Raw genomic sequence first — 24,213 nt, forward strand, 5'->3', positions numbered from 1 at the left:
GTCCCCCCCCTTTTACTTGCCGCCGCGGCCTCCCCTCCCCCCCCCGGTGGGGGGGGGGCGCACGGTAAGCCCCGCCGGGGGGCCGGGGGGGTGCCGGGGTTCCCGCCGTTACGCGACGGCGGGGACCCCGGGTGACTTTGCTTTTGCCCCGTCTTTCCCGGCTTCCCCGTCTTTCGCGGGGGCTTCGTCCTTCGCGGTGGCTTCGTCTTTCGCCGGGGCTTCGTCCTTCGCGGTGGCTTTGTCTTTCGCCGGGGCTTTGGCTTTGGCTTTGGCGGGCTCGGGGCGGTCTTTGGCGGCGGGTGGAGGTTGGGTGACTTGCCAGGGCTGGGCGGGAGGTGCTAACCCGATGTTGTCCCTGATCAACGGGGTAGGCGGGGCCGCGCGACCGGTTCACGACCTTGATCCTCCATGCAGCATGCAGCCTGTTTTCACGCTGGCGGGTTAATCCGGTGGGTGCACTTCGCGCGTGTGTTCCGGCGGGGATTGCCGCACGGTCAACCGATCTCGCGGCTGCCCATTGTCGGGGAATGTGGTCCTGCGCTGTTCCGCCTCCACCGGAATCGCGCGGCAACCATTCCCCCGCGCCCCTGGTCGCGGTCCCGGCGACCGGGGGCGCACTCACCTTCGCAGGAGGTCTGCGCGCATGCGCAAGTTCAGCAAACGGTCAGCAGCAGCAGGTGGCACTGGGCTCGTCGTGCTCGGGGTGGCCGGTGCGGCCTGGGCGGCTTGGAACCTTTCCGGATCCGGCACCGCCAAGGCTCAGGCCGGAACCGCGGTGACGCTCAAGGTCACCGGGGCCGGGTTGTCCGCGGGGCTTACTCCGGGAAATGCGACAACCGTTTTGCTGACCGTCGAGAACCGCAATGCTTTTCCCGTACGGATAACCGATGTTGATTTGGCGCAGTTGACTTCTCCCACGCCGGGTTGCGATGCCGCGGCCAATGTGAAAGTTGTCGATGACGCGCCGCTTCCGGACGACGCGACCGTGCCTGCGGGCAGCACCGCGGCCCCGGCCAGCGGGCGAATTGCTTGGGCGGGCGCCTTGCGAATGGCGGCCGACGCGGACGACGCGTGCCAGGGCGCCGTTTTCACCTTCAACGTCGAGCTTGCCGCAGTCAGCGCGGCCCCGTGACGACGCTGTCTTATATCGATCAGAGATTCGGGAGGCTGGGCATGCGCAAGCTCGACCGTCGCGGCAAGGCTGTCCTCAGTGCTGCCGCCGCTGCCGCAGTGATCGCCAACGCTGGCGCCGCCTGGGCCTACTGGTCCCTGAACGGCTCCGGAACCGGCGTAGCGATCGCCGGTTCGGCCGTCGAGCTCAAGCTGCAAGCCCACTCCGACGACAGCGCTCCGCTGTACCCCGGCGGCACCTCGAGCCTCAACGTCACGGTGACCAACCAGAACGACTTCCCGATAACGATCACATCGCTGAGCCTCGGCGGCACGGTGCTCGCTGACGAGGACCACCGCGCCGCGGGCTGCCGCATCACCGGGGTGAGCATCAGCCGGGAAACGCTGACGGTGAACTGGCAGGTACCCAAGAACACCGTCGGCGCTTTCAAACTTGCCAATGGCCTGCGGATGACCAACGATTCGGACAGCGCTTGCCAGGGGGCAACGTTCATCATTCCGGTGCGGGCCAACGGTCAGAGCAGCGCTTCGTGAAACGGCGCCAGGCGGTGCTGCTGGTCGCCGGCGTGGCTGTCGCGCTGGCCGCGGCGGGCAGCGGAATGGCCGCCTACGGCGGCTGGAATGTGGACTCGTCCTCGCCGACGTTCACCGTGCACGCCGCGCGGATCCCGCAAATGCTGCCGCCCGCCGCCGCGCCCGGGCCCAAGGGACAGGTCATCACCTGGGAAAAGGTCGCGTTCGCCCAGACCTACGTGATCACGCGCCACGTGGGTGCGCTTTCGCAAACCGCATGCACGGTACGAGCAAAGCTCACCCATTGCACCGACCACGCCGCCCCCACCGGGCAGTCCCTGACGTATACCGTCGCCGCCCGGTACGGCACGCATTGGGCCGGCCTCGACAGTTCCCCAAGCTCGCCGGTGATCATTCCCGGGGCGGCCGTAGTGGCATTGCCCAGCGTCGCGCCGACCATTTCCCGGCCACCATCCGCCATTCCGGTTGCACCGTCCGCTACCCCGCCGTCGCCGTCGCCATCCCCGTCCTCGGCGTCGCCGACACCCCGGCATCATCACCATCACGAGCCGGAAGTCACACTGGAACCCTCAGCCACGGGCACCAATATCGACGGACGTGGTGCCGGCGATTCCGATTCCGCTCAGCATGCGTCGTTCCAGGAATTTGAGAAACTTTCTGTCATGTAGAAACACCGGAACAAACAGCTATTTCGTCACCGCCGCGCGTCCGATCCGATCCGCCTGCACGGACAATGCATTTGCCGGAAGGCAAACATAGGATTACCACCATGACACCGTCCGGTTCCATCGCTCTACAGCTCGTGCTTTCCGTGGTAATGGTCATCTTCACCTCCTACGTCGCGGGACGCGTGCACCAGTGGTACCGGCACGGCTTCGAGCGCGACGTGGCATACCGCGAGGGCTACAACCAGGCGTCCCACACCCTGTTCCAACTGGCCGTCCGCAACCACCCCGGCGCATCGCCCACGGCGTTGCCCGCCGCCTTGCCCGCCGCCTTGCCCGCCGCCTTGCCCGCTTCTTGGCCTGCGGAGATCGAGGAACGCGCCCGGATCCGCGCGGTCGTGCCGATCCAGCAGCACTGACATTTCGACCGGCCGCTCGGCGGAGTTCTCACACTCGAACGACCGCGCAACGATTTTTCACCATGAACGGCCGCGCAGCGGTTTCTCACCTTGGACGGCCGCGCAGCGGGGGCATGCGGCACCTCTCGAACATTGGACGGCCGCGCAGCGGGGGCATGCGGCACCAGAAAGGTTCCAACCCTCATGACCGTGCCCGGCAACAGCCTCATCCAGGCGTTGTTCGCCCTCGCCTTCGTCATCGCCAGCGGCTACGCCGCCGGCCGCATCCACCAGTGGTACAAGCAAGGAATCGACCGCGACGAGGCTTACCGCAACGGGTACGACCGCGCCTCGCATTCGATGTTCGACATGGCCCTGAGCAAGCGTCCCGGAACGCCTTCTCCTTCGGCGGAGACTGCGACGGGTTCTCGGCGCGCACACATGGTCGGGCACGCCCGAAAGCGGATTATCTCGGAGCCGGTCCAGGTGGCGAATGGACGACGTCGGCGACGTACGCACCGCCATCCCCGCACCGAAACCGACTGAGCCAGCTCACATCAGCTGTGCTTCAAGGACCAGTCGGCGTCGCCGTCCTTGACCGTCGCGTCGCTGTACTGGTCAGAGTTCGATTTCGGCCAGACCCCGTTTGGGTAGCTCGTTGGGTCGACAGCCTCGCCATGCAGGGCCGTCATTGCGGCGGCTTGTGCTCCGAGGAAGCCAAGAACTGTCGTTATCGCGGTCGCAATGATCGCGGTATTGACGCCTGCTTCTTCAAGCATCAACGCGGCGCCGGCCCAGGAGAAGGCCGCGGAAGCGTATGCGGCTATGACGGCAACGGTGGCCGCGATCAACTTTGCCAAAACAGCGGCGAGGGTGGCATAGAACGCCGCACCAGCGACGGCGCACGCGAACAGATTGGTCGACGTCGTGGAAGCAATGGAGCCGATTCGTGACGCCGCCGCCGACTGGGCGCCGACCGTCTTGCCGTAGGCGTCTCGTGCCGAGCCCGACCACTCTGAGTTGTCAATCGAGAGGTTCTGGTCAGTCAGATTGGCGCCGACAATATTCGCCGCGCCTCGGACGTCCATCCACGTGAAACCGTCGATGGCCATGTAAATGGGGGCTGCCGCGCCCTTGAGGAGGTCGATGATCCAGTCGAGTATCTCCTGGCCGACCTCCACCGTCTTGGTGGCCAGCCAGGTAATCGCCTCGGCCGCGGCGTCGGTAATGAACCAATGGTTCGTCGCTTGCTGAGCGGCAGGCGGGATCTTGTTCAGATTGGCGGAGAAAGTCGCCATGCCGGACTCGATCTCACGCAGTGTTGCCTCGAACTGGGCGGTACTGAAATCCACGTCGGCCCCCGTCAGTAGGCGTTACGGATGCGGTGCTCATCAGCGTTGTCTTCCGCGTCATAGGTATTCGCCACGGAACGACGAGTTGTGCCGATATCCGTCAGCGCAGTGGCACCTTCTTGCGCACGGCTGGACACCGCTCGGACAACATCGTTGTACGGACCCACCATTAGCTGGAACAGGCCCGCCTCAAGGCGCCCGAACTCCATGGCACCGACCTTGGAGCTCAATCCTCTGAGCCCTGCACTTTGCTCATCCCACACGCCGGCTTCTCTGCGCAGCACGTCAGTCGCAACTTTGACCTCGGCCGCGCTTGGTACATCACTCATGAGGGCTGCGCTCCACCTTTGTTGGTCGGGGTGACAGCTTGAAGCGTTGCCAGCGCGTCACGGAGAAGCTGATCGAGGTGCGGCCCTGATGCCGACTGTGGTCGAAGAGTGCGTCTGGCCTCCTGCACGGCCTGCATGAGGGCCTGGCTGATCGCCTTCCCACTGCGCCGTGCGGCCCACTGCTCATCAATGGAGCAGTCGGAGAAGCCGTTCGCGGTCAGCACCACCGACACATGGCGACTGCTGTCCGAGCCCTTTACCGACGCCGCCGCTTCAGAAGGCTTCTGTTGCACCTCTTGCAGCTTCTCAAGGACGCCTTCGGTGAGATCCAGCGGTTCACGAGCGACACCGGGCGCCATCGCAGGCGCAGCAGGGGCCGCCGACTGCAACTCCCCCGCTTCCAACCGCTTTTTCTGCATCCACCAGTCACTGCTGTCGAGGTTGTCAGTCAGGGCAGCGATTCCCTGCCGCACAGCATCGGTGCTGGCGTCCATGACCGAACGGCCGAGATTGCTTGGTTCGAGCCGTTGCTGCCATTCATCGCGGATTGACACGAGGGAGGGCAGTCCGCTGTTGTCGAGAACCACGCGAATGCAGCCAGACGAATCGTAGCCTTCTGCCTGCTGCGGAGCCGCTGAGGTGAGCTGATTGGCAAGCGCGCTGAACTCGGCCACCTTTGCTTGGAACTCGCCCAATCGGGCCACCATGTCGTTGTTCATCGACGCCCTTCCTTACTCGACGACTTGAGTGCCGCACGGCAGATCATGGCAATGGACAATGCTGACTGAGCCATGAGAACAGCGAATGGCGCCAGCCCATCGGACAAAATAAAGAAGATGCCGAGGGCCACGGTTGAACCCGCCGCAGCGGACAAGGCGAGTGTGGTGATCAGCCGCTTCGCGCCGGCAATACCTCGCCAGGCGAAGAACGCGCCCACCACCGCTACTACTAGCGAAAATCCCGCGATTATCTGGACGACCCGGGGACCGAGGACGACGTTCTCGATGGCGTCGGGCATGCCGACAGAAAGCAGAAACAACCCGCCCAGCTCGAACAGTGGACCCAGCAGCCACAGGAAAATTGGAAGGCCTCGACGCGTCACATCAGGCCTTCAGTGGATTTCATACGCCGACCGGCCGCAATGCCCCTCGGAAGCACGAGCCGGAGATGAGTCAGTCTGGCCCGCCACGCCGCCTCCTCGCCTCATGATCGCCCGGCAGGTTAAGTTACCAAAGCATCGACATGTTCGCTGTCCCGCGATTATCGGCGCACGCTACCTGAACTTCGGTGTGTTGAGAGGGACAGCAGCCCTGGCTGCAAGCGTATTCGTTTCAAGCGCCCGGCCGAGCCCAGCGGCCGCGTCAGCGTCTCAGACATGAGCGTAAATGGCCGCGCGGACTAGCTTCGGCGCCTGCTGAACGACTGGGCTTTCACAGGCGCCGTCGATCCCGAAAGCAATGTCGACGGGTACGACTACCTGATTGAGCCGTTGCTTGAAAAGCTGGCTTCGGGAGCCGGCTCGGACGAACTCACACGCTTTTCCGAAGGCGAAGTCACCGGTCACTTCGGCGTGTCCACTGAGCAGGTGGACATTGCGCCCATGGTTGAGCGGGTCACCACCTGGTGGCAAGCCGCCCAGCATTAGCGTCCGATGTTAAGAGCAACCCCGCTATGCGCTCACCCGCGGGGGAAGGTCGTGGAGTACTGGACCAGGTCGGGCTGAAGGAAGGTGTAGCCCTGCGCCTCCGGACGATGATGGCGTGACCAAACGGCACGTCGCCTCATCGGGGTCCTTGCTGGGGCTGCAACCGGCAGTCAGGCTCGTCGTAATGAGAACTATCGCTCCGAGACGCTTCAGCGCTGCCTCAGTTGATTGGTTGCCCGGACGAAATGACGCCTGGAGCTCTGGCGACGTCGCAGAGTGCGCTCACCTGAGTCTTGGCGATGTCGGCCGTCGCAGGCACGGTGTTTTCCTGCGACATCGCGGTAAGGGGTTTGGCCTCGCCACCCGTCTGGCAGGCGGACTGCTTGGTCTGGCCGTCGGTGTTGCCACCTACCAGTTTGCCGGTGGCATCGCGCCAGGCAAATGTGGTGCCGCGTGAGAGAAGGTTGGCGCAGTTCTGTCCTCGCGTGGTGAACGAGAGGATCGCCGAGCCGTCGGCCTTGCGCTCGCCTGCGTTCACGGTCATCGCGGTAATAGGCGCAAGACCGTTGCTCGCATCTCCGGGTGGCAACCACCCTGAGACCGTCGGCGCCACCGAGACCTTGGCAACGGTCGACCTTTGATCGGCGACCACGGTGTTTCCTACGGACAGCTTGGCGCCGGGCACCATGATTGGCACCTCAATGGTCCGGTAATCCACCTGCGGACCGGACACCACCGACCGGCCAGCCGTGTCGTAGGCGTCGAAGGTGACCCGGGTGCGATAGGCGACCTGATTGCTGGTGTTTTCCAGGACAGCGCCAATGCTTACCCGGGGGAAATTGGTTGAGTTCTGGACCCGGTCGGGCGGAACTGTGGTGTAGCCCTGCTCGACGACCTTGACGCCGCCGGCGGCCGTTGGGCCGGCAAGCGATGGTGGCGTGACCAGGCGGCACGTCGGCTGGTCCGCTTGGTCGTTACCAGGAGTGCAACCGGCGACAGTGCCTGCCGAAACCATAATTAAGCCGAGAGCGACTCCAAGAAAAGAACGCCGCATAATCAGTTCCTCCGCTAGCGCTCGTCGCCGTAGTACTTGTTGGACAGCGCCGCAAGCCCGGCGAACTGCTGGCGGATCAGCGCACCGGCCGCCTCACCAACGGCTACCGATAGCTGGTGCTCGTCAAGTTCACGGGCGGTACCTGGCTGGACAGCGACGTCCCACTGACGCATGCCAACGCTGCGTACGGTGAGCCGGCCGTCGGCCGAAGACCCCGACACCTCGAGACTGTCCCGTTCCGTTTGCCACGCGATGTCGCGCTCACTGATCGGCTTTTCCTCACCGACCGAGTAGTCACCCGTGATATCGGCGTAGATGCGCGAGTATTCGCGGGTCCGCGCGACCCACAGCAGATTAGCGAGTACGGCGAGTCGCCTCTCCAAGGCCTCGTCGTCGAGCAACTGGTAGAGGCCCTCCTGGAAGGAGAGCGACAGCTGGTCGCGACTGTAAAGCTCGCCGATGATCCCCTTGTCCGGGGTGGAAGCGCGGACGCGCATGCTGTCGACTCGGTCGGCCAGTTCACCCATTGGACTCAGCCCTCCGCCGTGCCCAGGCCGACATAGTTGTCCCGGATGGTCGCCGCGGTCGCGTCCGCCAGGAGCGGACGGGGCGCAAGGATCCGATCCATGTTCCGGCTCATCACGTCTTGGCAGTTGACCATTGCGTCGCGTACGACATTCTCCGCGTCCATGATCTGCTGGGCTAGCTTGTTCAAGGCTTTCTGGATGCCATTGACAACCTCGCTCGCATTCTTGCCACCGAACTGCACCGGCTCGGGATCTTTCATGGGAATCGCTGCACTTGATGAAGCGGCCTCGCCAACGATGGTCAGGCCGAGGGCTGTCCCACCGCTTGCCACGGCGGCCCCAACCGCAAAGATCGAGCCCGCCACGGTCAGCATCAGCGCTACATCCTTGGGATTGCAGTCCAGCATGGCATCCAGGGAAGCCTGAGCCTTGTGCGCGAGTTCGTCGACGTTCGCGCGGGCTTCGCGCCACATCGCCGCCTCCGCCTCAATACCCCCTTTGAGCGCGATAACCAGCGCAAGCTGATTCGAGGTGATCGCATCCCATTTTGACAGGAAGTTGTCCTTGAAGTTCTGCGCCGCTCCGCCGTACCAGTCCTTCACCAACCCTTTGACGTCATCGATACCGCCGAGGGCGGGGTTGGCGAGAACGCCTTTTTCGTTGTACGGCACCTCGCCTTGCCTGCTGTTCAGCGTGGTCGCAACTCGCCCCAACGCCTGGCTCAACGGATCGAACGCATTCGGGTCGGGCATGCCTAGGAACGGCGTGAACATGTCGGCTACGCCGGCGAACCGGGCCGCTGCTCCGTCGACCGCGTCCTGTACTGCTTCGCTCGTCATGCCGGCGTCGCTGAAGCGGCCGTTGTGATAAGTGAATCCGCGTTGCTTGAGGTCCATGATGGCGGCGGATTGTTCAATCTTGGCCGCGTGCTGGGCAAGCTGCTCGTAACTCACGACGGCATGCCCTGGAACTGGTCCATGGAGACCTTCATGGCCTCGTACTTCTTAGCCGCGACGTCGTCGGTTGCCGCGTACTCCTCGGCTGCCATCATCAAGGCCAGGCCGGTGTCGTCCATGTTGGCGGCGGTTTCGAAGATGACGTCCACGATCGCGTCGCGTAGGCCTTCCCACGGCGCCTTGGCCGATCCGTACACCCCACCGAGTGCTGGATTGCGAGCAAACACACCGGTTAGCCCTTCGGTGCGGAACAGCTCTCCGCCGGCCTCGCGGAACTGCTCGGCAACCACTTTCATCTTGTACCGCCCGGCGTCGTAGAGATCTACGAGGTCGGCTCCCAGTTCCTCGCCGGTGTGCGACACGATCAACCCTCCCCGATAGGTCTGACCGAATGTAGCAGCAAAGATCTTCTATGTAGCAGCCCGAGGTGGCGGCGTCGCTGGGGGGTGCCTTCCCTCAGTGGCATGGGCCTAGCGCGGAACTTTCAAACCTGCCGCTGACCGCCTCGCAGGCATCGCCTACCGTGGTGAGCATGCTGATGACCTTTGATGTGGGCACGGGCGAGCGGCATCGGGTCGAGTTTCGGTTTGACAAGTTCTGGGGTGGGCTGTCGATCAAGGTTGATGGCGTTGATGTCGTGTCGACGGTTCAGTTTCTTTCCGTCGATCTTGTCAAGCGCTTCGAGTTTGTCGTCGGCCATGAGGAGCAGCACCGGGTGCTTATCGAGAAGCATCGCCAGCGATTGATGGCCGGCTTCAGGCCGCAACCGGTTTACGCGTACGTCGATGGCGAGCTGGTTGCGCAAGCCGTCGCCTGATCTCAGCCGGGGAGTCCACTCCTGCGGTATCGGCCGCCGCGTGGGAGCAGTTGTACCCGTGAAGTCGTGCTAGCTCATGAACTGGCTGGCCACGATCACCGCAACCAGGCCGGCCGCGGTCAGCACGGCTGACCAGAGGGTGAACCACCGGGACAGAGCCGGTCCGATGCGACGTACACACCAGCGCCGACCGCGCCGCCGATAGCGAACAGTACGAGGCCCGGCAGTAAGGCGTCGATCTCGATATCGGCAAAGATCAGGAAGAACACGATCCCTAAGTGAGTGTTTTAGATGGTGGTGGGTCGGGCTTGTCGTCGTTGCTGGCGGCGGGCGGGTTCGCTGCGGGTGAGGCGTCGTAGCATCTGGCTGATGGCGGCCCAGCGGATCATTTCCTCGGACACCTCGGGGTCGCGTTCGTAGTCGCGGGCCAGGCGCCGGTGCAGCATCAGCCAGGCCAAGGTTCGCTCGACGACCCATCGTTTGCGGTGGACGACGAACCCGCGCTGCTCGGCGGGTTTACGCACGATCTCGATCACCATGCGCAGCATGCTCGCGGCCCAGACAACGAGCCGTCCTGCGAAGCCCTGGTCAGCGAACACATGACGGATCGGTGTGGCCAGGTAGACGCTCAGCAGTGCGGTCTTCGCGCCGTCGCGGTCCTGCCATGAGGCGGCCAGCACGGTGACGGACATGAGCAGGCCGAGGGTGTCTGTGACGATGAAACGCTTACGCCCGTTGACGTTCTTGCCTTTGTCGTAGCCGCGGGTGTCTTTGCCGACGGTGTCGGCACCGCGTACCGACTGCGAGTCGATGACACCGGCCGACGGCTCGGCCTCGCGACCCTCGGCCAGACGGATTTGCTCGCGCAACTCCTGCAGGATCTGGTCGGTAACCCCGCGGGCCTTCCATCGTTGGAACCAGCCGTAGACGGTCTCCCAGGGCGGGAAGTCCGCCGGCAACTGCCGCCACGAGCACCCCGATCGATCGATATACAAGATCGCGTCCACCAGATCACGGAACGGATGTTTCGGGATCCGGCCAGGCTCCTTGATCAACGGGAGCATCGGCTCGATCATCTCCCACTGCTCATCAGTCAAGTCCGAAGGATACGTCCGCTCACGGGCCATCCCCACACCGTGACCCCGACTCAGCCACAGCCCTCGGACACGCCGTCCGACACCCCTCAGAAACACTCACTAAGGCCGCGAATATGCCCACTCCGATGCAGAGATCAGCCGCACGATGACGGATCTCTTGATGTCCTCGTGCTCCTCGGCGACCACCAACACTGTCCTCCCCGTCAAACTCCTGTTGCCTCGTTAGCCGGTGGCTCGTCGGGCTCGTCAAGAAGGACGTCGAGCTGGCTGCTTCCGGACCGAGCCAGCTCTTGCCGCTCGTCCTCATTCAAGCCCTCGTAGTAGGACCAGAACGAGTCGGCGGCGGCACTGAAACTGGCATCGTAGGCGGGCGAGGTCGCGGCCTGGCGCAGGTCAACGCTGCCGTCGAGGACCCCCTTGGCCATTTCGCGCATGAGGGGGTCGTCGCCGTCGGCAAGCTGGGTCAGGGTGGTCCGCAGAAACTTGGCGATGCGGGGGTCGTCACCGGCGATCTCGTAGACGCTGTCGTGCATCAGCGCGCTCCTACCCAGTCGGGGACCTGCGGGTGCTGATAGGCGGTGTAATCACTGAGGTTCGGCACCGCTTCGTCGATGTGCGTGAGCAATCCCTCGATGACTCCCAGGGAACCTTGCACCACGGCATAGATGGCATTGATGGCTGCAGTTGCCTGCGCCCAAAGCTCAAGCATCTCAACGATTTCCAGGCCGGCGACGCCATACCCGACGACAGCACCGACGCCTGTTGCTGCCGTTGCAGTTCCTGCCACAATGGCGATGCCGGCAACGATCGCGTTGTCGAGGAGGCCTTTCAACCATCCGCTGACCGCTTCGGTGGTGTTGTAAACACCTTGCGCAATCTCAGTGAAGTTATTGCCGATCAGGCGTAGCGGATCCGCCAATTTCGCGGCGCCATCGGCGAGCTGGGTAAACCGGAAGTACGCGGCATCAGCGGCCGCACCCTCCCAGCCCGGCTTGAGCGCAATCGCTCCACCTTGCACGTTGTAGCCAAGATCCTGCACTGCGTCGGCAGCTCTACCAAATGCAACGCCCGCTTGAGCAACGGGTTGCCAATCCCCGCCGAGGAATTCAAGGGCCTCTTCAAGAGGATTGAATCCGAAGACCTTGTCGAATGCCAACAGAATGTAGTTCGAGAGGCTCAGATAGTCCATCCAGGCCAAAGGATGTGAGAACTCAACGTCGGCTACGGCCATCAAGCGGGATGACGGATCCCGAGAGTCAGTGAAGCCAGGTCCACAAGCGTTAACAGCCCACTGTCGTTCGAGGTTCGTCTTGGCGCAGGTTCCCGTCGTCGGAAGGGTAGCGTCCATGCGTGCGGCTGCTGCGACGTCGGTATGCCGATACCAGCTCGCCGCATCGGTGAGACCGGAGCCGCTCTGATTGAGGACAGTGCTGACCTTGTTGCAGGCCACCTGTGACACGGTAGCGGATCGTTTCAAAACGTCCTCGACCGGAAGGAGCAGCGCATTGACCGCCCCGTCCATGAAGCCACTTCGGGTGGGGTGGTCGACCAGGTACTTCTTCACTGCTGCAGCGTCATCGCCGGCTCGGTGCACCTGCCCTGCGTAGCCGTCAAGGTATGACGGTTCCACTCGGAAACTCATCCTGGCGTATCCCCCGTGATGTCACACCGACCGACAACGCCGGTTGAAATACCAACGCGTCCAATTAGTTGAGAACCTTATAGATGACAATCAATGCAATTATGCCAGCGCCGGTTAACGTGGCTGACCAGAGCGTGAACCAGCGCGACAGCGTGAGGTCTGATGCGGCATACACTCCCACGCCGGCCACACCGCCCAGCGCCCACAGGGCAAAACTAGGCAAAGCCAGGTCCGCGCCTGCGGGCGAGAAGGCAATGGTCCCGACAGACAAAAGGATCGCGATAATGCCAACACCTATAGAAAGGTCCGCCGCACGACGCCGGATCCTTCTGATGTCGTCGCGTTCCTCAGCGGTAGCCAACACCGATCCTCTCGTGCACGACCCTTCCTGGGGTCATTGTCTATCTCTGAAGCAGCAGCATAGATGGTCAACCTGCGACGGCGCAGCCCTGGAGGATCACGAAGTTCGATTCGTGGTCAAACCATGAACCTGCTGATGGCGAAGGCCGCCAACACGCCCGCCCCGGCCAGCATGGCCGACCACAGCGAGAACAGGCGGGACAAGCTGAGGTCGGTCGCGGCATGAACCCCGATGCCAGCCGCCCCGCTGAGCGTGAACAAGGCGAACACCGGCAACAGGAGCCCGATGTTTTCTTGTCCATTGATGACGCCGAAGGTTCCCGCGCTGGCGGTGATTAAGCCTATAAGTATTAGCAGCGTCGCAAGGTCGAGGCGGAATCGTCTCAGGTGCTCATTTTCTTCAGCGGTCGACACCGTCAGCAGCATAGGTGTCGGCCCGCTCACCTCGCTGTCCCGCGCTTCGCGTCACTCCCGCGCTGGCCAGAGTCACCAGCACCAGTGCCGCGATAGGCACCCACCCCAGCCGCTGCCCCAGAATCAGCCAACCGGCAACAGCAGCGGCAGCCGGCTGCAAGCTCATCAGCACCCCGAATACCCGCGTGGACATCGACCGCAGAACCGTCAGCTCCACCGCGTACGGCACCACTGATGACAAAACCGCAACCGCAACAACGCCCGCTATCAGCCGAGCATCCGTGAACGCCCGCCCAGCTTGCCCCGCCCCGAAAGGCAGAATCAGCACCGCAGCCACCCCGAAAGACACAGCCAGGCCACCCAAGCCGGGCACCACACTCCCCACCCGAGCGCTGCACAAGATGTAGCCGGCTCCGCAAGCGCCCGCGCCGAGAGCCAGCAGCAGGCCCGGTAGTGGCACGTCTGTTCCGGTACGCAAACCGAGTAGCGCCACGCCGCCGAAGGCCATCAGGGCCCACAGCGCATCAACCGGGCGGCGGGTCTGCGCCAGGGACAGCACCAAGGGGCCGACGAAGGAGGCAGTGACGACGATTCCCTGAGGGGCGAGGTTCAGGGCCAAGTAGGACAGCGCGTTCAGGCCGGCTGAGAATACGCCGAGCAGGATGGCTGCGCGCCACGCTGGGAGGGGCCAGGAACGTACGCGGGGGCGGATGGCAATGGCGAAAATGAGGGCTGCGATGGACAGCCTGAGCAGGAGGACGCCGTAGGGGCCGATGGTGCCGAACAGGGCGCGGGCAATGGCGCCGCCGGCTTGGGCGCAGGCTACTGACAGCAGCACGCGGAACGTGAGCATGTCAGGCGGGATCGAGCGCTGTGACCGTACGCGAAATGCTGTCGTAGGTGCGCGCGACCACTGCTTGGCCGTGAGTTTCCGGGAGGGTCCGGGGATATCCGGCCGGGTCTGTGCGCAGGGCCAGGCTGACGTGGGGGATCCAGTTCTCCGGCGCGTGCAAAGGGTTTTGGTCGTCCACGGATTGCCAGACGGTCCGGTGCAATTGTCGCAGGGACTCGGTGGGGCGAACCCGCCAGGCGACGTTGCGGCCCAGCACAATGACGTTATCGAGCACGATATCGACGGGCAGGCCTTGCAAGGCTAGGTCGGGCGGCAGTTCCTCGGCGGTGGCGAGGGTGATGTGCGGGGCATTGCTGGGATGGGTATGGGTGGCCAGACTGCGCAAACCGGTGGCGTGCAGGCGCTGCCATACGGCTCTGACCTCGGCTTCCAAGCCGGCGTTGAGCAGCAGTTCCACGGTTTGCACTTTCGTGGCCCCCTAAACCATGATGGTTGGCACGTCATCCCAAAGTGTTAATTGCCGTGTAGCAAAGTGTTTCCGGGCGCTTGCGGACATTTAATGTCAGGCAAACAGCCACGGGGAGGCACCCAGCATGATTGAGACTCTCACATTCGCCGAGCGGGACGCGCGGGCGAGTGAGCTGATGGACCGCTTCGTGAGGTTGCCCATCGAGCATCCGGCGCGGACTTCGGCGCGGGAGCGGGCGATTGAGGCGTGGCTGCCGATGGCCCGTCATCTTGCGCGGCGTTATGCCAATCGGGGGGAGCCACTCGATGACCTCGTGCAGGTCGCGGTGGTCGGTTTGATCAAGGCGGTTGACCGGTACGAGCCGGAGCGCGGCGTTGAGTTCGCGGCGTTCGCCATCCCCACGGTCGTCGGTGAGATCAAGCGGCACTTCCGGGACCGCACCTGGTCGGTGCGGGCGCCGCGGCGATTGCAGGAGCTGCGCCAGGCAATCACCGGGGCGACGAACACGCTGACCCACGATCTGGGCCACTCCCCCACCGTCGCGGATGTGGCGAGCTACCTCGGGGTGACCGAGGAAGACGTGATCGAGGGTCTGGAAGGCGCCCGCGCGTACCGGGCGACCTCGCTGTCCACGCCCGTGGGGCCCGGCGAAACGGGCGAGCTCGGGGACATGCTGGGCGGCGACGATGAGGGGTTCGCGCTGGTCGAGGCGCGGCTGGCGCTGGGGCCGGCGCTGGCCACGCTGAGCGAGCGCGAACGGAGCATTCTGATGCTGCGGTTCTTCGGCAACCTGACCCAGACCCAGATCGCCGATCAGGTCGGCGTCTCGCAGATGCACGTGTCGCGGCTGATCAGCAAGTCCCTCGAAAAGCTGCGGACCCACCTCAGTTGAAGAACTGCGGACGTACCCGGGCTGAGTCGGGTACGTCCGTAGTTGTGGAACAGACGCCGCCGCCAGTAACAGAGCGTGGGCAAGGCGGTGCGCCGGAGTGACATATTAGCTGGTAACTGCAAGTTGCACTATGCCCGGAGGCGGTCAACGTCGCGGGCGGATCGGGCAGCGGGGTGCCGTTCCAGCAGGTGCACCGGCGCTGACGCAACACTCTTGTAGAGCTTGGTCCGGGCCCGGTCCATCGCGATGTCGGCCAGTTCCTCGTCGCGCGAGGCCTTGCCGATGCTCTCGGCCATCACCCGGCTCGTGGCCTCGGCGTAGCGGCGGGCGTCGCGCAGGCCCTGCTCGTAGCCGATCGCGGCCTCATGCTCACGGCGGCGGGCGATGCGGGCCTCGGTGCGCTCGTACGCGTTGCCGTGCGAGACGATCTTGAGACCGACGGCGGCACAGTCCAGGGCCACCAGCAGCAGCGCGATGCCGATGTAGAAGACCCCGATGCCCCAGAAGTCGCTACTCACGAGGTACCACATGGCCTTGGTGCGAGCGCCGAAACCGGCGTCGGCTCGGATCGCGTCAGCATTGGCCGTACGTTGCTCGCTGATCTTGGTCGTGAGGTCTGCTTCTTCGGCCTGGCGGGAGGTGCGCGCGGGCTGCTGGGTCGTCTGCAACGCCGCGGCCTGCTGATCGAGGCGCGCGGCCTGATCGTCAAGAGCCCGCGAGCGTTTGACCAGGGTGTCGCAGAAACCACCGGCCGGGCAGCCCGCTTTGCGCGAGACGCCGTCGCCCTCGGAGTCGGCCAGCGCCTGCTGATAGAGCTTGCGAGCATCGGAACGCTTCTCGGCCGCGCGGGTGTTGAGCGCCTGGACCGCACTGTCATCCGCGGCGGCCTGCTTCTTCAGCTCCTGCAGGCGCGCGTCGTACGTGGCGATCGCGCCACCCTGCTCGATCTCGCTGATCTGCGCGTTGTGCACCTCGTTGAGCCGCGCGTTGATCTCGCCCTGATACCGGGCCAGCATCAGCGGCTCGGTGATGATCACAGCGAACAGCAGGGCCAGGCAGAGGCGCCCGAGGTAGAGCCCGAGTGTGGGGTGGCGCAGCAGGTCATCGGGGTCGGCCGAGTCGAGGCGGTCATAGTTGATCGCCACGCGGCCGACAACGGCGCGGTCGTAGGCGATGACGCCGATCGCCACCAGCGGGCCGACCAGCCACATCCACCACGGGTGCGTGTAGTTGGCGCTGGCGTCGACGAACGCGGCGCCACCGGCCGTCCCGTACACGAAATACAGCAGGATGAAGGCGCCGATCGAGGCGTACAGCACCCGGTCGGAGTGCGTGGTCACGCTGTCCGGGTTCACGTTGGCGATCCGGAGCAACAAGCGACGCATATCGCGAGTCTTGCCCATCACAGTGTTTCGCGCGGGCGAAACGGCCGTATCGGGGTACCCCTGAGGGCATGAGCATTCCTGACATCACCCTGAACGACGGCCGCACCATCCCCCAGCTCGGGTTCGGTGTCTACCAGGTGCCGCCGGAGGACACCAAGAAGGCGGTCACCACCGCCCTCGAGGTCGGTTACCGGCACATCGACACGGCCCAGATGTACGGCAACGAGCAGGGCGTGGGCGAGGCGTTCGCCGCGTCCGGGCTGGCCCGCGAGGACATCTTCCTCACCAGCAAGCTGAACAACGGTTACCACCTGCCCGACGACGCCCGGCGCAGCTTCGACGCCACACTCAAGGCCCTGAGCAGCGACTACGTCGACCTGTTCCTGATTCACTGGCCGCTGCCGACGCGCTACAACGGCGACTTCGTGCAGACCTGGAAGACGCTGGAGGAGTTCTACCGCGAGGGCCGGGCGCGCTCGATCGGCGTCTCCAACTTCACCCCGCACCAGCTACGCCGGCTGCACACCGAGACCGAGATCCGCCCCGCGGTCAACCAGATCGAGGCGCACCCGTACTTCACCAACGACGAGGTGCGCGCGTTCGGCCAGGAGCACCAGATCGCCGTCGAGGCGTGGTCCCCGATCGCCCAGGGTGCGGTGCTCGGCGACCCGGTCATCGTGACCATCGCCGAGAGCCTGGGCAAGACCCCGGCCCAGGTGGTGCTGCGCTGGCACATTCAGCGCGGGGACATCGTGTTCCCGAAGAGCACCACCCCTGATCGGGTACGGGAAAACTTCGCGTTGTTCGACTTCGAGCTCAGCGGCGCCGACATGGGGTCGATCACCGCGCTCGACAAGGGCGAGAAGGGTCGCACCGGGCCCAACCCGGAGACCTTCGACTACGTCCCGTCCTGATCCAGCGGGGCCGGCTCGGTGATCGTCACCTTGACGATCACCGAGGCGTGCACCAGTTGCATCTCCGGGTCGACTTCGAGCTCCAGTGCACCGTCACCGCCGGCCCCACCGCCAGCCATCGCCATGCGCGCCATGCCACTGCGGTGGGCGCCCTCGTCACTGATCTCCACGAGACGGTCGACGCGGGCGCCCACCGCGTCGGCATACTCGCGGGCGCGGGTGAGCGCGTCGGCAACCGCGGCCCGGCGTACCTCGGCATCGGCGCGGTTGCCCGGGCGCAACGCCCACCACGGCCCGGCCACCCGGCTCTGATCCCGGTCGGCCAGGCGCAGCAGCAGGTCGCCGAGCACGGTGAAGTCGGTGACGGTCAGCGTCGTGGTGATGCTGCCGGTGTAGGCCGCCACCCGCTCGCCGCGGCGCCGGAGTTCCGGACGGATGGACACGCCGCTGGTCTCGCGCTTCTCGATGGCGCCGGACCACTCGTCGAAGGCGGTGCGCAGCTCGGCGGCCCGCTCGGTCAGCCGGGTCAGCACGATGGTGCGGTCCTGGTCGCGGGCCGAGACAGTCACCGAGATCATCGCCAGGTCCGGCGGCACCTCGCGCTGCGCCTCGCCGCGAACCATGATGATCGGTTGGTCAGCCATCCCGCGACGCTACCGGGTGCAGCGGGATCTTGACACCCGGCGTACCCACCGAGGCACGCAGCACGATGGCGCTCAGCGCGGCCGGCTCGGGCACGTCGAAGGCGAGCGTGCCGCTGACGTTGCGGCCCGGGCTCAGCGGCCGCAGCAGCGCCAGGGTGCGCTGATCGGCGAACAGGCTCGCGGTGCCATCGGCCGCCACGGCTGTTCCGGCGGTGTCGAAGGCTTTTTGCTTGGTGCTGTCAAATACGCACCGGGCCACCCCGACATTTTTGATCGACAGTCGCACGAGGCAGAATTCGCCGCGCGCTTTCTGACCCAGATCCTCGGTGCCCACCTGAGCAATTCCGCATCGGCTGCCCAGCACGGTGAAGCGCAGATCGCCGTCGCGGATCGGCTCGTTCATCCGGCCGGGCACCGGGGCGCCGCCGGACAAATGCCGCGCGGCAATGCCGATGAAGGTGACCAGGGCGGCGCCGGAGACCACGGCCAGCAGCAGCAGGGTTGCGGCGAGGAACGGGGCTTTGCGTTCGTACATCGAATCCTCGCTTTGCCTTTGGTGGGTCCGGCCCCGGGGAGACAACGGTGATCTTGCGGGCGCGGATGTGGGCGACCAGGCGGTTCGGCGATCCTTTGCACAAATTCCGCGGCGTCCATACCGCGGGCCCGCGCTCGACCGTTATCCGGGCATCCCGAAGAAAACCCCCCGGAGGTCCACGTGAGTGAGAACGCGGCAGCAGAACGCCTGAAGATCATCATGCAGGGGCGTAACCCGGACTCCAAGACCTCGGAGCAACCCATGGTCATGCCCCCGAACCAGGCGCTGCAGGTGCTCACGCTCGCCCAGCGCACGGCCGAGGAACACATCGCCATCGCCAACCGGCAGGCCGACAAGATCCGCACGGATGCGCAGGCCGCGGCGGAGAAGATCGGCGAGGACGCACAGGAGCACTCGCGCAGCGTCCGCAGCCAGGCTGACCAGGTGCTCTCCGACACGCGCAAGGCAGCGGAAAAGACGGCGCGCGAGGCGCGGGACAGGACCGAGGAGGCGCGGCGCAACGCCGAGAAAATCGTGTCCGAGGCGCGGGCGCAGGCGCGCTCGATCACCGGAGAAGCGCGCGATCACTCCGAACAGCTCAAGATCCAGGCCCAGCAGCGGTACGACGACGTGGTGGGCAGCCTGAGCGGTAGGCGCGAGGCGCTGCAACAGCAGATCGAGAGCCTTGAGGTGTTCGACCGCGAGTACCGCTCCCGGCTGACGACGTTCATGCAGGGCCAGCTGCGGGCGTTGTGGGTCGACCAGCCGGCGGTGGCGGACGACTCGCTGTCCGCTGTGGAAGAGGACTCCTCCAGCTCGGAAGCCGCCGACGAAGAGTAGTCATGCTGACGGCGCCGGCCCCCTTGAGTGGATTCCTGCTTGGGGGCCGGCGCCGTTGCTTGGGGTCAGCCTACGGTCACCCAGACGTCGTCGAGGGTGCCCTGGAACTGGTCGGCGTTCTCGGCCAGGCCCTTGCCGCCCAGCACCAGCGGCGCGGTGTTGTTGATCGACAGGGCCGCCGGGATCGCCTTGGTGCCGGTGACCTTGTCGTCGACCAGGATGCTGAGGGTCGTACCGCTGCGCCGGCATTCCAGGCTGTGCCACTCGCCGTCGGCGATCGTGACCGTGCTCTTGGCCAGCTGGATCGTGGTGACCTTGGCGTCGGTCAGCGCACAGCTCGGCTTGCCGGCCACCTTGTCGACCTGCAGCTTGTACTGCCCGCCGGACGACGAGTAGCCCTTCTGCACCACGTTCTGACCATCACTGGTCTGGCTCGGGAGCATGCGGATCCGCACGCCGTACCGGATATCCCTGCTGTCCGGGTTGAGATCGGCCGAACTGGCAGCCTGCAGGACCATCCGCGGGCAGCCGGTGCTCGCGCACGGATCCGGGAACACCACGGCCTGACCGCTGCCGTGCGCCGTCATCCGCAGCGCCGCGCCGTTGGCGGTGAGCACCTGCAGCGCGTGCCCGTTGCCCGAACCGTCGTCAAACACCCCGTCCTTGACCGTCGAATCAAAGTTGTACGAGGCGCCCTGCGTCTTCTCCGCACCCGGCACCGTCGCGGCCGGGCCGGAGAACACCGCGTACCGCTTCTGCGTCTGACCGCCGATCGTGGTGAACTCGCCACCGGTCGCGACCTGGCCCAGCGCCGCGTTGCCCACCAGCGCCCACACCCCCGCGATGCCGTTGGCCTGCGGCGCCCAATCGGTCAAGCTACCCGACTGATCGACAGCGGCCAGCTTGATCCGCGAGACCGATCCGTCGGTGCAGGTCCCCTGAGCCCCGTTCGCCGTGGTCGTGCACGCATTGTCGAAATGCCCGCCAACATAGACCACACCATCCAGCGTCGTGATCGCCTGCGCGTCCCCGTCGAACACCCGCGTCCACCGTGTGGCCCCGGCCGTCGTATACGCGACCGCCCGCCCACCTTGCCCACCGAGCGCTGCATAAACGCCGCTACCGTCGACAGTCAGGGCGAAGACCTGAGAAACAGGCTTAGGAAGAAACGTCTTATCCAGTACGCCCGAAGCGCCGTCGACGCGCGTCAGGCGCAACGTTGAACTGACGTTGTTCGTCTTGTGGAACGAGCCACCAAGGTAGACCTTGTTCCCGTCCACCGCGAGCGCGTTCACCGAGTCGTCGGTGGTCGGCGCCCAGGCGTCAAGGGCCCCGCTGGACAGCGTGAAGGCGGCCAGATTGGTGCGGGTCGCGGTGTCCACGCCCGTGATGCGGCCACCCATGTAGAGCCGGCCGTTGGCGACCGCGAGCGCACGGGGCTGGCCGGTGATGCCGTGCTTGAACGAGGCGACGGTGCCCGAGGTGGCATCCAGCTTGGCGATGGAGTCACGCTTGAACCCGTTGACCGTCGCAAAGTCGCCGGCCGCGAAGACAGCGGTGCCGTCAACGGCGAGCGCCCGCACGGCATCGTCGGCGCCGGGGTTCCAGCTCAGCAGGGCGCCCGTACCGGCGTCGAAGGCGGCCAGGCGGTTGCGGGTGACGGTTTTGCCGCCCACAACCGCTGCCGTGAAGGTGCCGCCTACGTAGACGGTGCTACCCCGGTACGCGATGGCGTAGATGGGACCGTTGAAGGAGGGCGCGGCGGACGGGGAGCTGGAGACGACGCCGGCCACAGCCGCCCCGGTACCCGCGGCCAAGGCGATGCTGACGGCGGCGACCAGCCCGGTCCGCCATTTGGTCTTTTTTACCATTCCGGCACGCTATGGGGCTGGGTCATCAAGGTGGAGGCTCGCCGCTCCGCCGGACCGCCCGGCCTTCATGCCTGGAGGTGCCGTTACTTTACGCCGCTACGATCCGTTGACGACCGTTTTGAAATAGCCGGTGCAGGCGGTGTTGAGCTGCGTGTACGACACCCCGAAAGCCTTTTCCGCCGCCTCATCGGAGCCCAGGTCCTGCCGGAGCACCCCGTTCACGAACTTCATCATCTTGGTCTCGCCGTACTTGCCGACCATGCAATTCACGGCGAGGTATCCGTACCCGTAAAGCTCATTGGCCTCGTCATCGCCGGCATGATCGCCCAGCGCGTCCAGACGCATATCCCTCGGAATGGTTCTGCCTTTCAGGGCTGCCACCCGGCCGTTCGACAGCTTGGTACGCGGCAGCACACCGATGTACTCGGCAATGCCCTCCTTGAGCCACGAATCAAGATCCAGCACGACATCGGTGCCGGCCGGAACCCCCTGCAACGTCACCACATGTCCGAACTCGTGCCGCAACGTGGTCGCAAGCTCCTCTCCGCCGCCCACCTCGCTCATCTCCAGCACCACATCGGTCCCCACCACCCCCGTCTGATGGGCATACCCGACCGCGTACGAGGCCTTCTCCCCGCCGTACCAGGTGGAACGCCATTCCTTGTCCCCGGCCAGATAGAGGTGATACTTCGCAGGCCGAGCCCCGGTGTAGCGCGCGAACTCGTCGGCTTCGAGTGCTGCTTTGTCCGCTGCCGCTGTAACTTCTTGGAGCCGGGCACGCTGGCTTGGCGGGGCAGCTACGACGACTCGCTGGCCGGTGGCGAAGGTGAGGTTGGTGCTCTGCCACGGCGGTTGGTTTTCGCCCTTCTGGGTCAGCCCTACGATTTTGTAGACGCCGTTGCGCTTGTCGAGCTTCAACATTTGCTTGATCGTGGGCACGTCAGGACTGCTTGGTTCGTACGCTGGTTCCTTCGACGGGCACTTGAGCACGTGCAGGCAGTACGGAACCGTGAGGTGCGCTTCGATCTCGCTGTGCCCAAAGCCTTCGACCGGCACAAAATCGGGGAAGTAATCCCAGCCGGTTACGCCGAGCGCCCGCATCGAGTCGTAGAGGCGCTGGTATTCGGCCTGAAGTTGCGGCTGCCCCGGATCAACGGCGGCCAGGAAAGCCTGCTCATCCCCGGCCACCAGCGCGCGGGCCTGAGCGTCGATAACGCTCCGAGCACCAGACCAGGACGCCATGCCCTGCTGCTCGGCAAACCAGACTTTGTCCTTCTCGCGTTCCTGGTTCCACCGCATCGAGGTGTACCACCGCTGAAACGCCAGCCCGCCACCACCCAGGAACAGGAGGGCGGCGAGGCTCCCGGAGATCCACTTGATCCGGCGACGCCTGCACACCTCGGGCGAAACAAAGGGGGTGACAATGCCCAGGCGGTCGCGGCGGCGTTGCCGGGCTCGGCGGATGAGCAGCACCATGCCGGTGATCAGGCTGGCTACGAGGAGCAGAAAGACGGCCACAGTGGGGAGAAACAGCCAGCCGGGGAGGCCTTCGGAGGCGAGAGCGGGCTCCGGCTGCTGAGGAGCAGCAATCGCTGGGGTTGCTGCAGATGCCAGGGTTGCCGTCAGGCTCCCCAGGAACCACCAAGCCCGCCGCATCTCAGTTACCCCCGTTGATGTCGAAGCCGCCCGAGTATCGCATCGAGTGCGGGATCGGCGCTGCCCGTCGACGCGTGCTTCGGGGCCATGCGACCTCATCGCCGAGAGGTTTTCTGCTCGCTGAACGGACGGGAGCTATGCCGTCCTACGGCGGCGGATCAGCACGACGACGAGAGCGATCAAGCCCACCACGAGAACCACAACTGCTCCCAGCGCAATGGGGAACAGCCAGTCCGGCAGCCCTGGGGGAACCGGCTTGGCCTGGTAGGGCTGACCCGCGACCGGAGCGGAACTCGCGGACGCCGCCACTGCGTCCGGATCCGCGGCGGGCTGGGGGCCGGTAAGCGCGTCCAGGAGGTTGAGCGCGCCGGCTCCGTAGTAGTCATCACGGCCCTTGTCACCGCGGTCGGTGGCGGTGCCGAGAAGGCGGGCCTCGACCTGGTTCGCGGTGATGCCGGGGTACTTGGCATAGATCAACGCGGCGGCCGCCGAGACGAGGCCGGCTGCACAGCTGGTGCCGGTAATGCTGACGTAGTTTTCCTCTGAGCTGGCACCAGGAAGGTCGACGCCGGGAGCCGCGATATCGACATGCCGGTTGTGCACCGACGTGGAATCGATCTTGCCATCCTTGCCGAGGCTACCGACGGTGATGACCTCATCGTATGCGCCTGGGTACTGCGGCTCGTTGCCCTCTTTCGCTTCGTTACCGGAGGAGGCCACCAAGGTCACTCCGGCAGCACGAGCCTTGCGAATGGCTTCGTGCAAGGCATCCGACGCAGCAACCTCGAACGACATGTTAATGACCTTGGCACCTTGCTCAACCGCCCAGTCGATGCCCTGTGCCACCAAAGTAGGGTTGTTGACGGGTGTAATTGGAAGGATCTTGGCGTCGGGTGCAATACCCCGTACGCCTGAGTCGCCACCGCTGCCGTGACCTTGGCCAGCGATGAGGCCCGCAATGCCAGTGCCGTGGTCTTTGCTGTCGAAGTTATTTAAAGGTTGATGGTCCACCATGGATTGGCCAGGCAGCACCACACCCTTGAGATCGGGATGGGTGCGGTCCACGCCGCTGTCGATCAGCGCCACCGTCACGCCCTTACCGGTGCTGACCTGCTGAGCCTCCGATACTTTGAGGTCGTCCCAGTACCACTGCATATCGCGGATGCGGTCGGCGCGCGCAGGCGTGGTCGGCAGTGTCACCGCAAGCAGGGTGACCAACGCGGCCACGCCTCG

Annotated in this window: 32 protein-coding genes; 10 read left to right on the plus strand and 22 right to left on the minus strand. The window is 65.1% G+C overall.

The genetic code is table 11. The annotated features are described in order from the left end of the window. Positions 1 to 643 precede the first annotated feature (643 nt). The 5 genes from TFC3_RS28410 to TFC3_RS28430 all read left to right on the plus strand — a co-directional run bounded on the left by TFC3_RS28410 (position 644) and on the right by TFC3_RS28430 (position 3,274). Positions 644 to 1,132, plus strand: coding sequence for a hypothetical protein (locus TFC3_RS28410; protein ID WP_067508239.1), 489 nt, complete (start codon positions 644 to 646; stop codon positions 1,130 to 1,132). After that, on the plus strand, positions 1,072 to 1,665 hold the full coding sequence (locus tag TFC3_RS28415) for a hypothetical protein (RefSeq protein WP_236718497.1): 594 nt from the start codon (positions 1,072 to 1,074) through the stop codon (positions 1,663 to 1,665). Before TFC3_RS28410 ends, TFC3_RS28415 begins: the two co-directional genes overlap by 61 nt. Before the next feature lie 14 nt (positions 1,666 to 1,679). Further along, positions 1,680 to 2,333, plus strand: coding sequence for a hypothetical protein (locus TFC3_RS28420; RefSeq protein WP_153040520.1), 654 nt, complete (start codon positions 1,680 to 1,682; stop codon positions 2,331 to 2,333). Positions 2,334 to 2,434: 101 nt separating this feature from the next. Continuing rightward, positions 2,435 to 2,749 carry a hypothetical protein gene (locus TFC3_RS28425; protein ID WP_067508246.1) on the plus strand — a complete coding sequence of 105 codons (315 nt, stop codon included), beginning with the start codon at positions 2,435 to 2,437 and terminating at the stop codon, positions 2,747 to 2,749. Between the two features lie 183 nt (positions 2,750 to 2,932). Next, on the plus strand, positions 2,933 to 3,274 hold the full coding sequence (locus TFC3_RS28430; RefSeq protein WP_067508248.1) for a hypothetical protein: 342 nt from the start codon (positions 2,933 to 2,935) through the stop codon (positions 3,272 to 3,274). A gap of 11 nt (positions 3,275 to 3,285) precedes the next feature. Here TFC3_RS28430 and TFC3_RS28435 read toward each other — a convergent pair whose 3' ends face one another. Genes TFC3_RS28435 through TFC3_RS28450 form a run of 4 tightly spaced genes read right to left on the minus strand, consistent with a single transcriptional unit; the run spans position 3,286 to position 5,427 of the window. After that, positions 3,286 to 4,080 (minus strand): hypothetical protein, encoded by a 795-nt coding sequence (locus tag TFC3_RS28435; protein WP_067508250.1) that lies wholly within the window; start codon positions 4,078 to 4,080, stop codon positions 3,286 to 3,288. An 11-nt stretch (positions 4,081 to 4,091) separates the two neighbouring features. Beyond that, positions 4,092 to 4,409 carry a hypothetical protein gene (locus TFC3_RS28440; protein ID WP_067508252.1) on the minus strand — a complete coding sequence of 106 codons (318 nt, stop codon included), beginning with the start codon at positions 4,407 to 4,409 and terminating at the stop codon, positions 4,092 to 4,094. Further along, positions 4,406 to 5,128, minus strand: a complete 723-nt coding sequence (locus TFC3_RS28445; RefSeq protein WP_067508254.1) for a hypothetical protein — start codon at positions 5,126 to 5,128, stop codon at positions 4,406 to 4,408. The genes TFC3_RS28440 and TFC3_RS28445 overlap by 4 nt, the downstream gene beginning before the upstream one ends. Then, entirely contained in the window at positions 5,125 to 5,427 is a 303-nt protein-coding gene (locus TFC3_RS28450) for a hypothetical protein (RefSeq protein WP_161952694.1), read from the minus strand. The genes TFC3_RS28445 and TFC3_RS28450 overlap by 4 nt, the downstream gene beginning before the upstream one ends. Positions 5,428 to 5,898: 471 nt before the next feature. Here TFC3_RS28450 and TFC3_RS38270 point away from each other — a divergent pair, with 471 nt between their 5' ends. Beyond that, positions 5,899 to 6,054 carry a hypothetical protein gene (locus TFC3_RS38270; RefSeq protein WP_161952695.1) on the plus strand — a complete coding sequence of 52 codons (156 nt, stop codon included), beginning with the start codon at positions 5,899 to 5,901 and terminating at the stop codon, positions 6,052 to 6,054. 220 nt (positions 6,055 to 6,274) lie between these two features. Here TFC3_RS38270 and TFC3_RS28455 read toward each other — a convergent pair whose 3' ends face one another. Genes TFC3_RS28455 through TFC3_RS28470 form a run of 4 tightly spaced genes read right to left on the minus strand, consistent with a single transcriptional unit; the run spans position 6,275 to position 8,953 of the window. Further along, complete coding sequence (locus tag TFC3_RS28455; protein WP_153040521.1) at positions 6,275 to 7,108, minus strand: hypothetical protein; 834 nt, start codon at positions 7,106 to 7,108, stop codon at positions 6,275 to 6,277. Positions 7,109 to 7,122: 14 nt separating this feature from the next. Continuing rightward, positions 7,123 to 7,635, minus strand: a complete 513-nt coding sequence (locus tag TFC3_RS28460) for a hypothetical protein (protein WP_067508260.1) — start codon at positions 7,633 to 7,635, stop codon at positions 7,123 to 7,125. Between the two features lie 5 nt (positions 7,636 to 7,640). Beyond that, the gene (locus TFC3_RS28465) at positions 7,641 to 8,588 is read right to left on the minus strand and encodes a hypothetical protein (protein ID WP_067508262.1); all 948 of its coding nucleotides are present in this window, start codon (positions 8,586 to 8,588) and stop codon (positions 7,641 to 7,643) included. Then, positions 8,585 to 8,953 (minus strand): hypothetical protein, encoded by a 369-nt coding sequence (locus tag TFC3_RS28470; RefSeq protein WP_067508264.1) that lies wholly within the window; start codon positions 8,951 to 8,953, stop codon positions 8,585 to 8,587. The genes TFC3_RS28465 and TFC3_RS28470 overlap by 4 nt, the downstream gene beginning before the upstream one ends. A 170-nt stretch (positions 8,954 to 9,123) precedes the next feature. Here TFC3_RS28470 and TFC3_RS28475 point away from each other — a divergent pair, with 170 nt between their 5' ends. Further along, positions 9,124 to 9,408 (plus strand): hypothetical protein, encoded by a 285-nt coding sequence (locus TFC3_RS28475; RefSeq protein WP_067509774.1) that lies wholly within the window; start codon positions 9,124 to 9,126, stop codon positions 9,406 to 9,408. Positions 9,409 to 9,527: 119 nt separating this feature from the next. Here the strand turns inward: TFC3_RS28475 and TFC3_RS38275 are convergent, their stop codons facing one another. From TFC3_RS38275 to TFC3_RS28510, 8 genes are all read right to left on the minus strand, one after another. Beyond that, positions 9,528 to 9,677: a hypothetical protein gene (locus TFC3_RS38275; RefSeq protein WP_161952696.1), complete on the minus strand. Its 150-nt coding sequence runs from the start codon at positions 9,675 to 9,677 to the stop codon at positions 9,528 to 9,530. An 18-nt stretch (positions 9,678 to 9,695) separates the two neighbouring features. Then, a complete protein-coding gene (locus tag TFC3_RS28480) occupies positions 9,696 to 10,601 on the minus strand; it encodes an IS5 family transposase (protein WP_369819702.1) in 906 nt (301 codons plus the stop codon). Positions 10,602 to 10,708: 107 nt separating this feature from the next. Then, the gene (locus TFC3_RS28485) at positions 10,709 to 11,038 is read right to left on the minus strand and encodes a hypothetical protein (RefSeq protein WP_067508268.1); all 330 of its coding nucleotides are present in this window, start codon (positions 11,036 to 11,038) and stop codon (positions 10,709 to 10,711) included. Then, positions 11,038 to 12,069, minus strand: coding sequence for a WXG100 family type VII secretion target (locus TFC3_RS28490; protein ID WP_153040522.1), 1,032 nt, complete (start codon positions 12,067 to 12,069; stop codon positions 11,038 to 11,040). Before TFC3_RS28490 ends, TFC3_RS28485 begins: the two co-directional genes overlap by 1 nt. Positions 12,070 to 12,211: 142 nt before the next feature. Further along, positions 12,212 to 12,508 carry a hypothetical protein gene (locus TFC3_RS28495; RefSeq protein WP_153040523.1) on the minus strand — a complete coding sequence of 99 codons (297 nt, stop codon included), beginning with the start codon at positions 12,506 to 12,508 and terminating at the stop codon, positions 12,212 to 12,214. 116 nt (positions 12,509 to 12,624) lie between these two features. After that, entirely contained in the window at positions 12,625 to 12,921 is a 297-nt protein-coding gene (locus TFC3_RS28500) for a hypothetical protein (protein WP_153040524.1), read from the minus strand. Next, the gene (locus tag TFC3_RS28505) at positions 12,908 to 13,774 is read right to left on the minus strand and encodes a DMT family transporter (protein WP_067508277.1); all 867 of its coding nucleotides are present in this window, start codon (positions 13,772 to 13,774) and stop codon (positions 12,908 to 12,910) included. The genes TFC3_RS28500 and TFC3_RS28505 overlap by 14 nt, the downstream gene beginning before the upstream one ends. Position 13,775: 1 nt before the next feature. Then, positions 13,776 to 14,231: a 2'-5' RNA ligase family protein gene (locus tag TFC3_RS28510; RefSeq protein ID WP_082772674.1), complete on the minus strand. Its 456-nt coding sequence runs from the start codon at positions 14,229 to 14,231 to the stop codon at positions 13,776 to 13,778. 136 nt (positions 14,232 to 14,367) lie between these two features. On the opposite strand from TFC3_RS28510, the gene TFC3_RS28515 reads away from it, so the two are divergent. Next, positions 14,368 to 15,135 carry an RNA polymerase sigma factor SigF gene (locus tag TFC3_RS28515; RefSeq protein ID WP_067508281.1) on the plus strand — a complete coding sequence of 256 codons (768 nt, stop codon included), beginning with the start codon at positions 14,368 to 14,370 and terminating at the stop codon, positions 15,133 to 15,135. Positions 15,136 to 15,263: 128 nt separating this feature from the next. On the opposite strand, the gene TFC3_RS28520 is transcribed toward TFC3_RS28515, so the two are convergent. Continuing rightward, the gene (locus TFC3_RS28520; protein WP_067508283.1) at positions 15,264 to 16,520 is read right to left on the minus strand and encodes a DUF4407 domain-containing protein; all 1,257 of its coding nucleotides are present in this window, start codon (positions 16,518 to 16,520) and stop codon (positions 15,264 to 15,266) included. A gap of 68 nt (positions 16,521 to 16,588) precedes the next feature. On the opposite strand from TFC3_RS28520, the gene TFC3_RS28525 reads away from it, so the two are divergent. Beyond that, complete coding sequence (locus TFC3_RS28525; RefSeq protein WP_067508285.1) at positions 16,589 to 17,434, plus strand: aldo/keto reductase; 846 nt, start codon at positions 16,589 to 16,591, stop codon at positions 17,432 to 17,434. Here the strand turns inward: TFC3_RS28525 and TFC3_RS28530 are convergent. Then, the gene (locus tag TFC3_RS28530) at positions 17,419 to 18,078 is read right to left on the minus strand and encodes an SIMPL domain-containing protein (RefSeq protein WP_067508287.1); all 660 of its coding nucleotides are present in this window, start codon (positions 18,076 to 18,078) and stop codon (positions 17,419 to 17,421) included. The genes TFC3_RS28525 and TFC3_RS28530 overlap by 16 nt on opposite strands. Continuing rightward, entirely contained in the window at positions 18,071 to 18,613 is a 543-nt protein-coding gene (locus tag TFC3_RS28535; RefSeq protein ID WP_067508289.1) for a DUF4352 domain-containing protein, read from the minus strand. Before TFC3_RS28535 ends, TFC3_RS28530 begins: the two co-directional genes overlap by 8 nt. A gap of 180 nt (positions 18,614 to 18,793) precedes the next feature. Between TFC3_RS28535 and TFC3_RS28540 the strand changes: the two genes are divergently transcribed. Then, complete coding sequence (locus tag TFC3_RS28540; protein WP_067508291.1) at positions 18,794 to 19,453, plus strand: hypothetical protein; 660 nt, start codon at positions 18,794 to 18,796, stop codon at positions 19,451 to 19,453. A 65-nt stretch (positions 19,454 to 19,518) separates the two neighbouring features. On the opposite strand, the gene TFC3_RS28545 is transcribed toward TFC3_RS28540, so the two are convergent. From TFC3_RS28545 to TFC3_RS28555, 3 genes are all read right to left on the minus strand, one after another. Beyond that, on the minus strand, positions 19,519 to 21,324 hold the full coding sequence (locus tag TFC3_RS28545) for a LamG-like jellyroll fold domain-containing protein (protein WP_067508292.1): 1,806 nt from the start codon (positions 21,322 to 21,324) through the stop codon (positions 19,519 to 19,521). A 96-nt stretch (positions 21,325 to 21,420) separates the two neighbouring features. Continuing rightward, complete coding sequence (locus tag TFC3_RS28550) at positions 21,421 to 22,842, minus strand: hypothetical protein (protein WP_067508294.1); 1,422 nt, start codon at positions 22,840 to 22,842, stop codon at positions 21,421 to 21,423. Between the two features lie 273 nt (positions 22,843 to 23,115). Then, positions 23,116 to 24,180, minus strand: a complete 1,065-nt coding sequence (locus tag TFC3_RS28555; RefSeq protein ID WP_236718498.1) for a S8 family serine peptidase — start codon at positions 24,178 to 24,180, stop codon at positions 23,116 to 23,118. Between the last annotated feature and the right edge of the window lie 33 nt (positions 24,181 to 24,213).

This window comes from Actinoplanes sp. TFC3, from assembly GCF_001553785.1.
GTDB lineage: Bacteria > Actinomycetota > Actinomycetes > Mycobacteriales > Micromonosporaceae > Actinoplanes.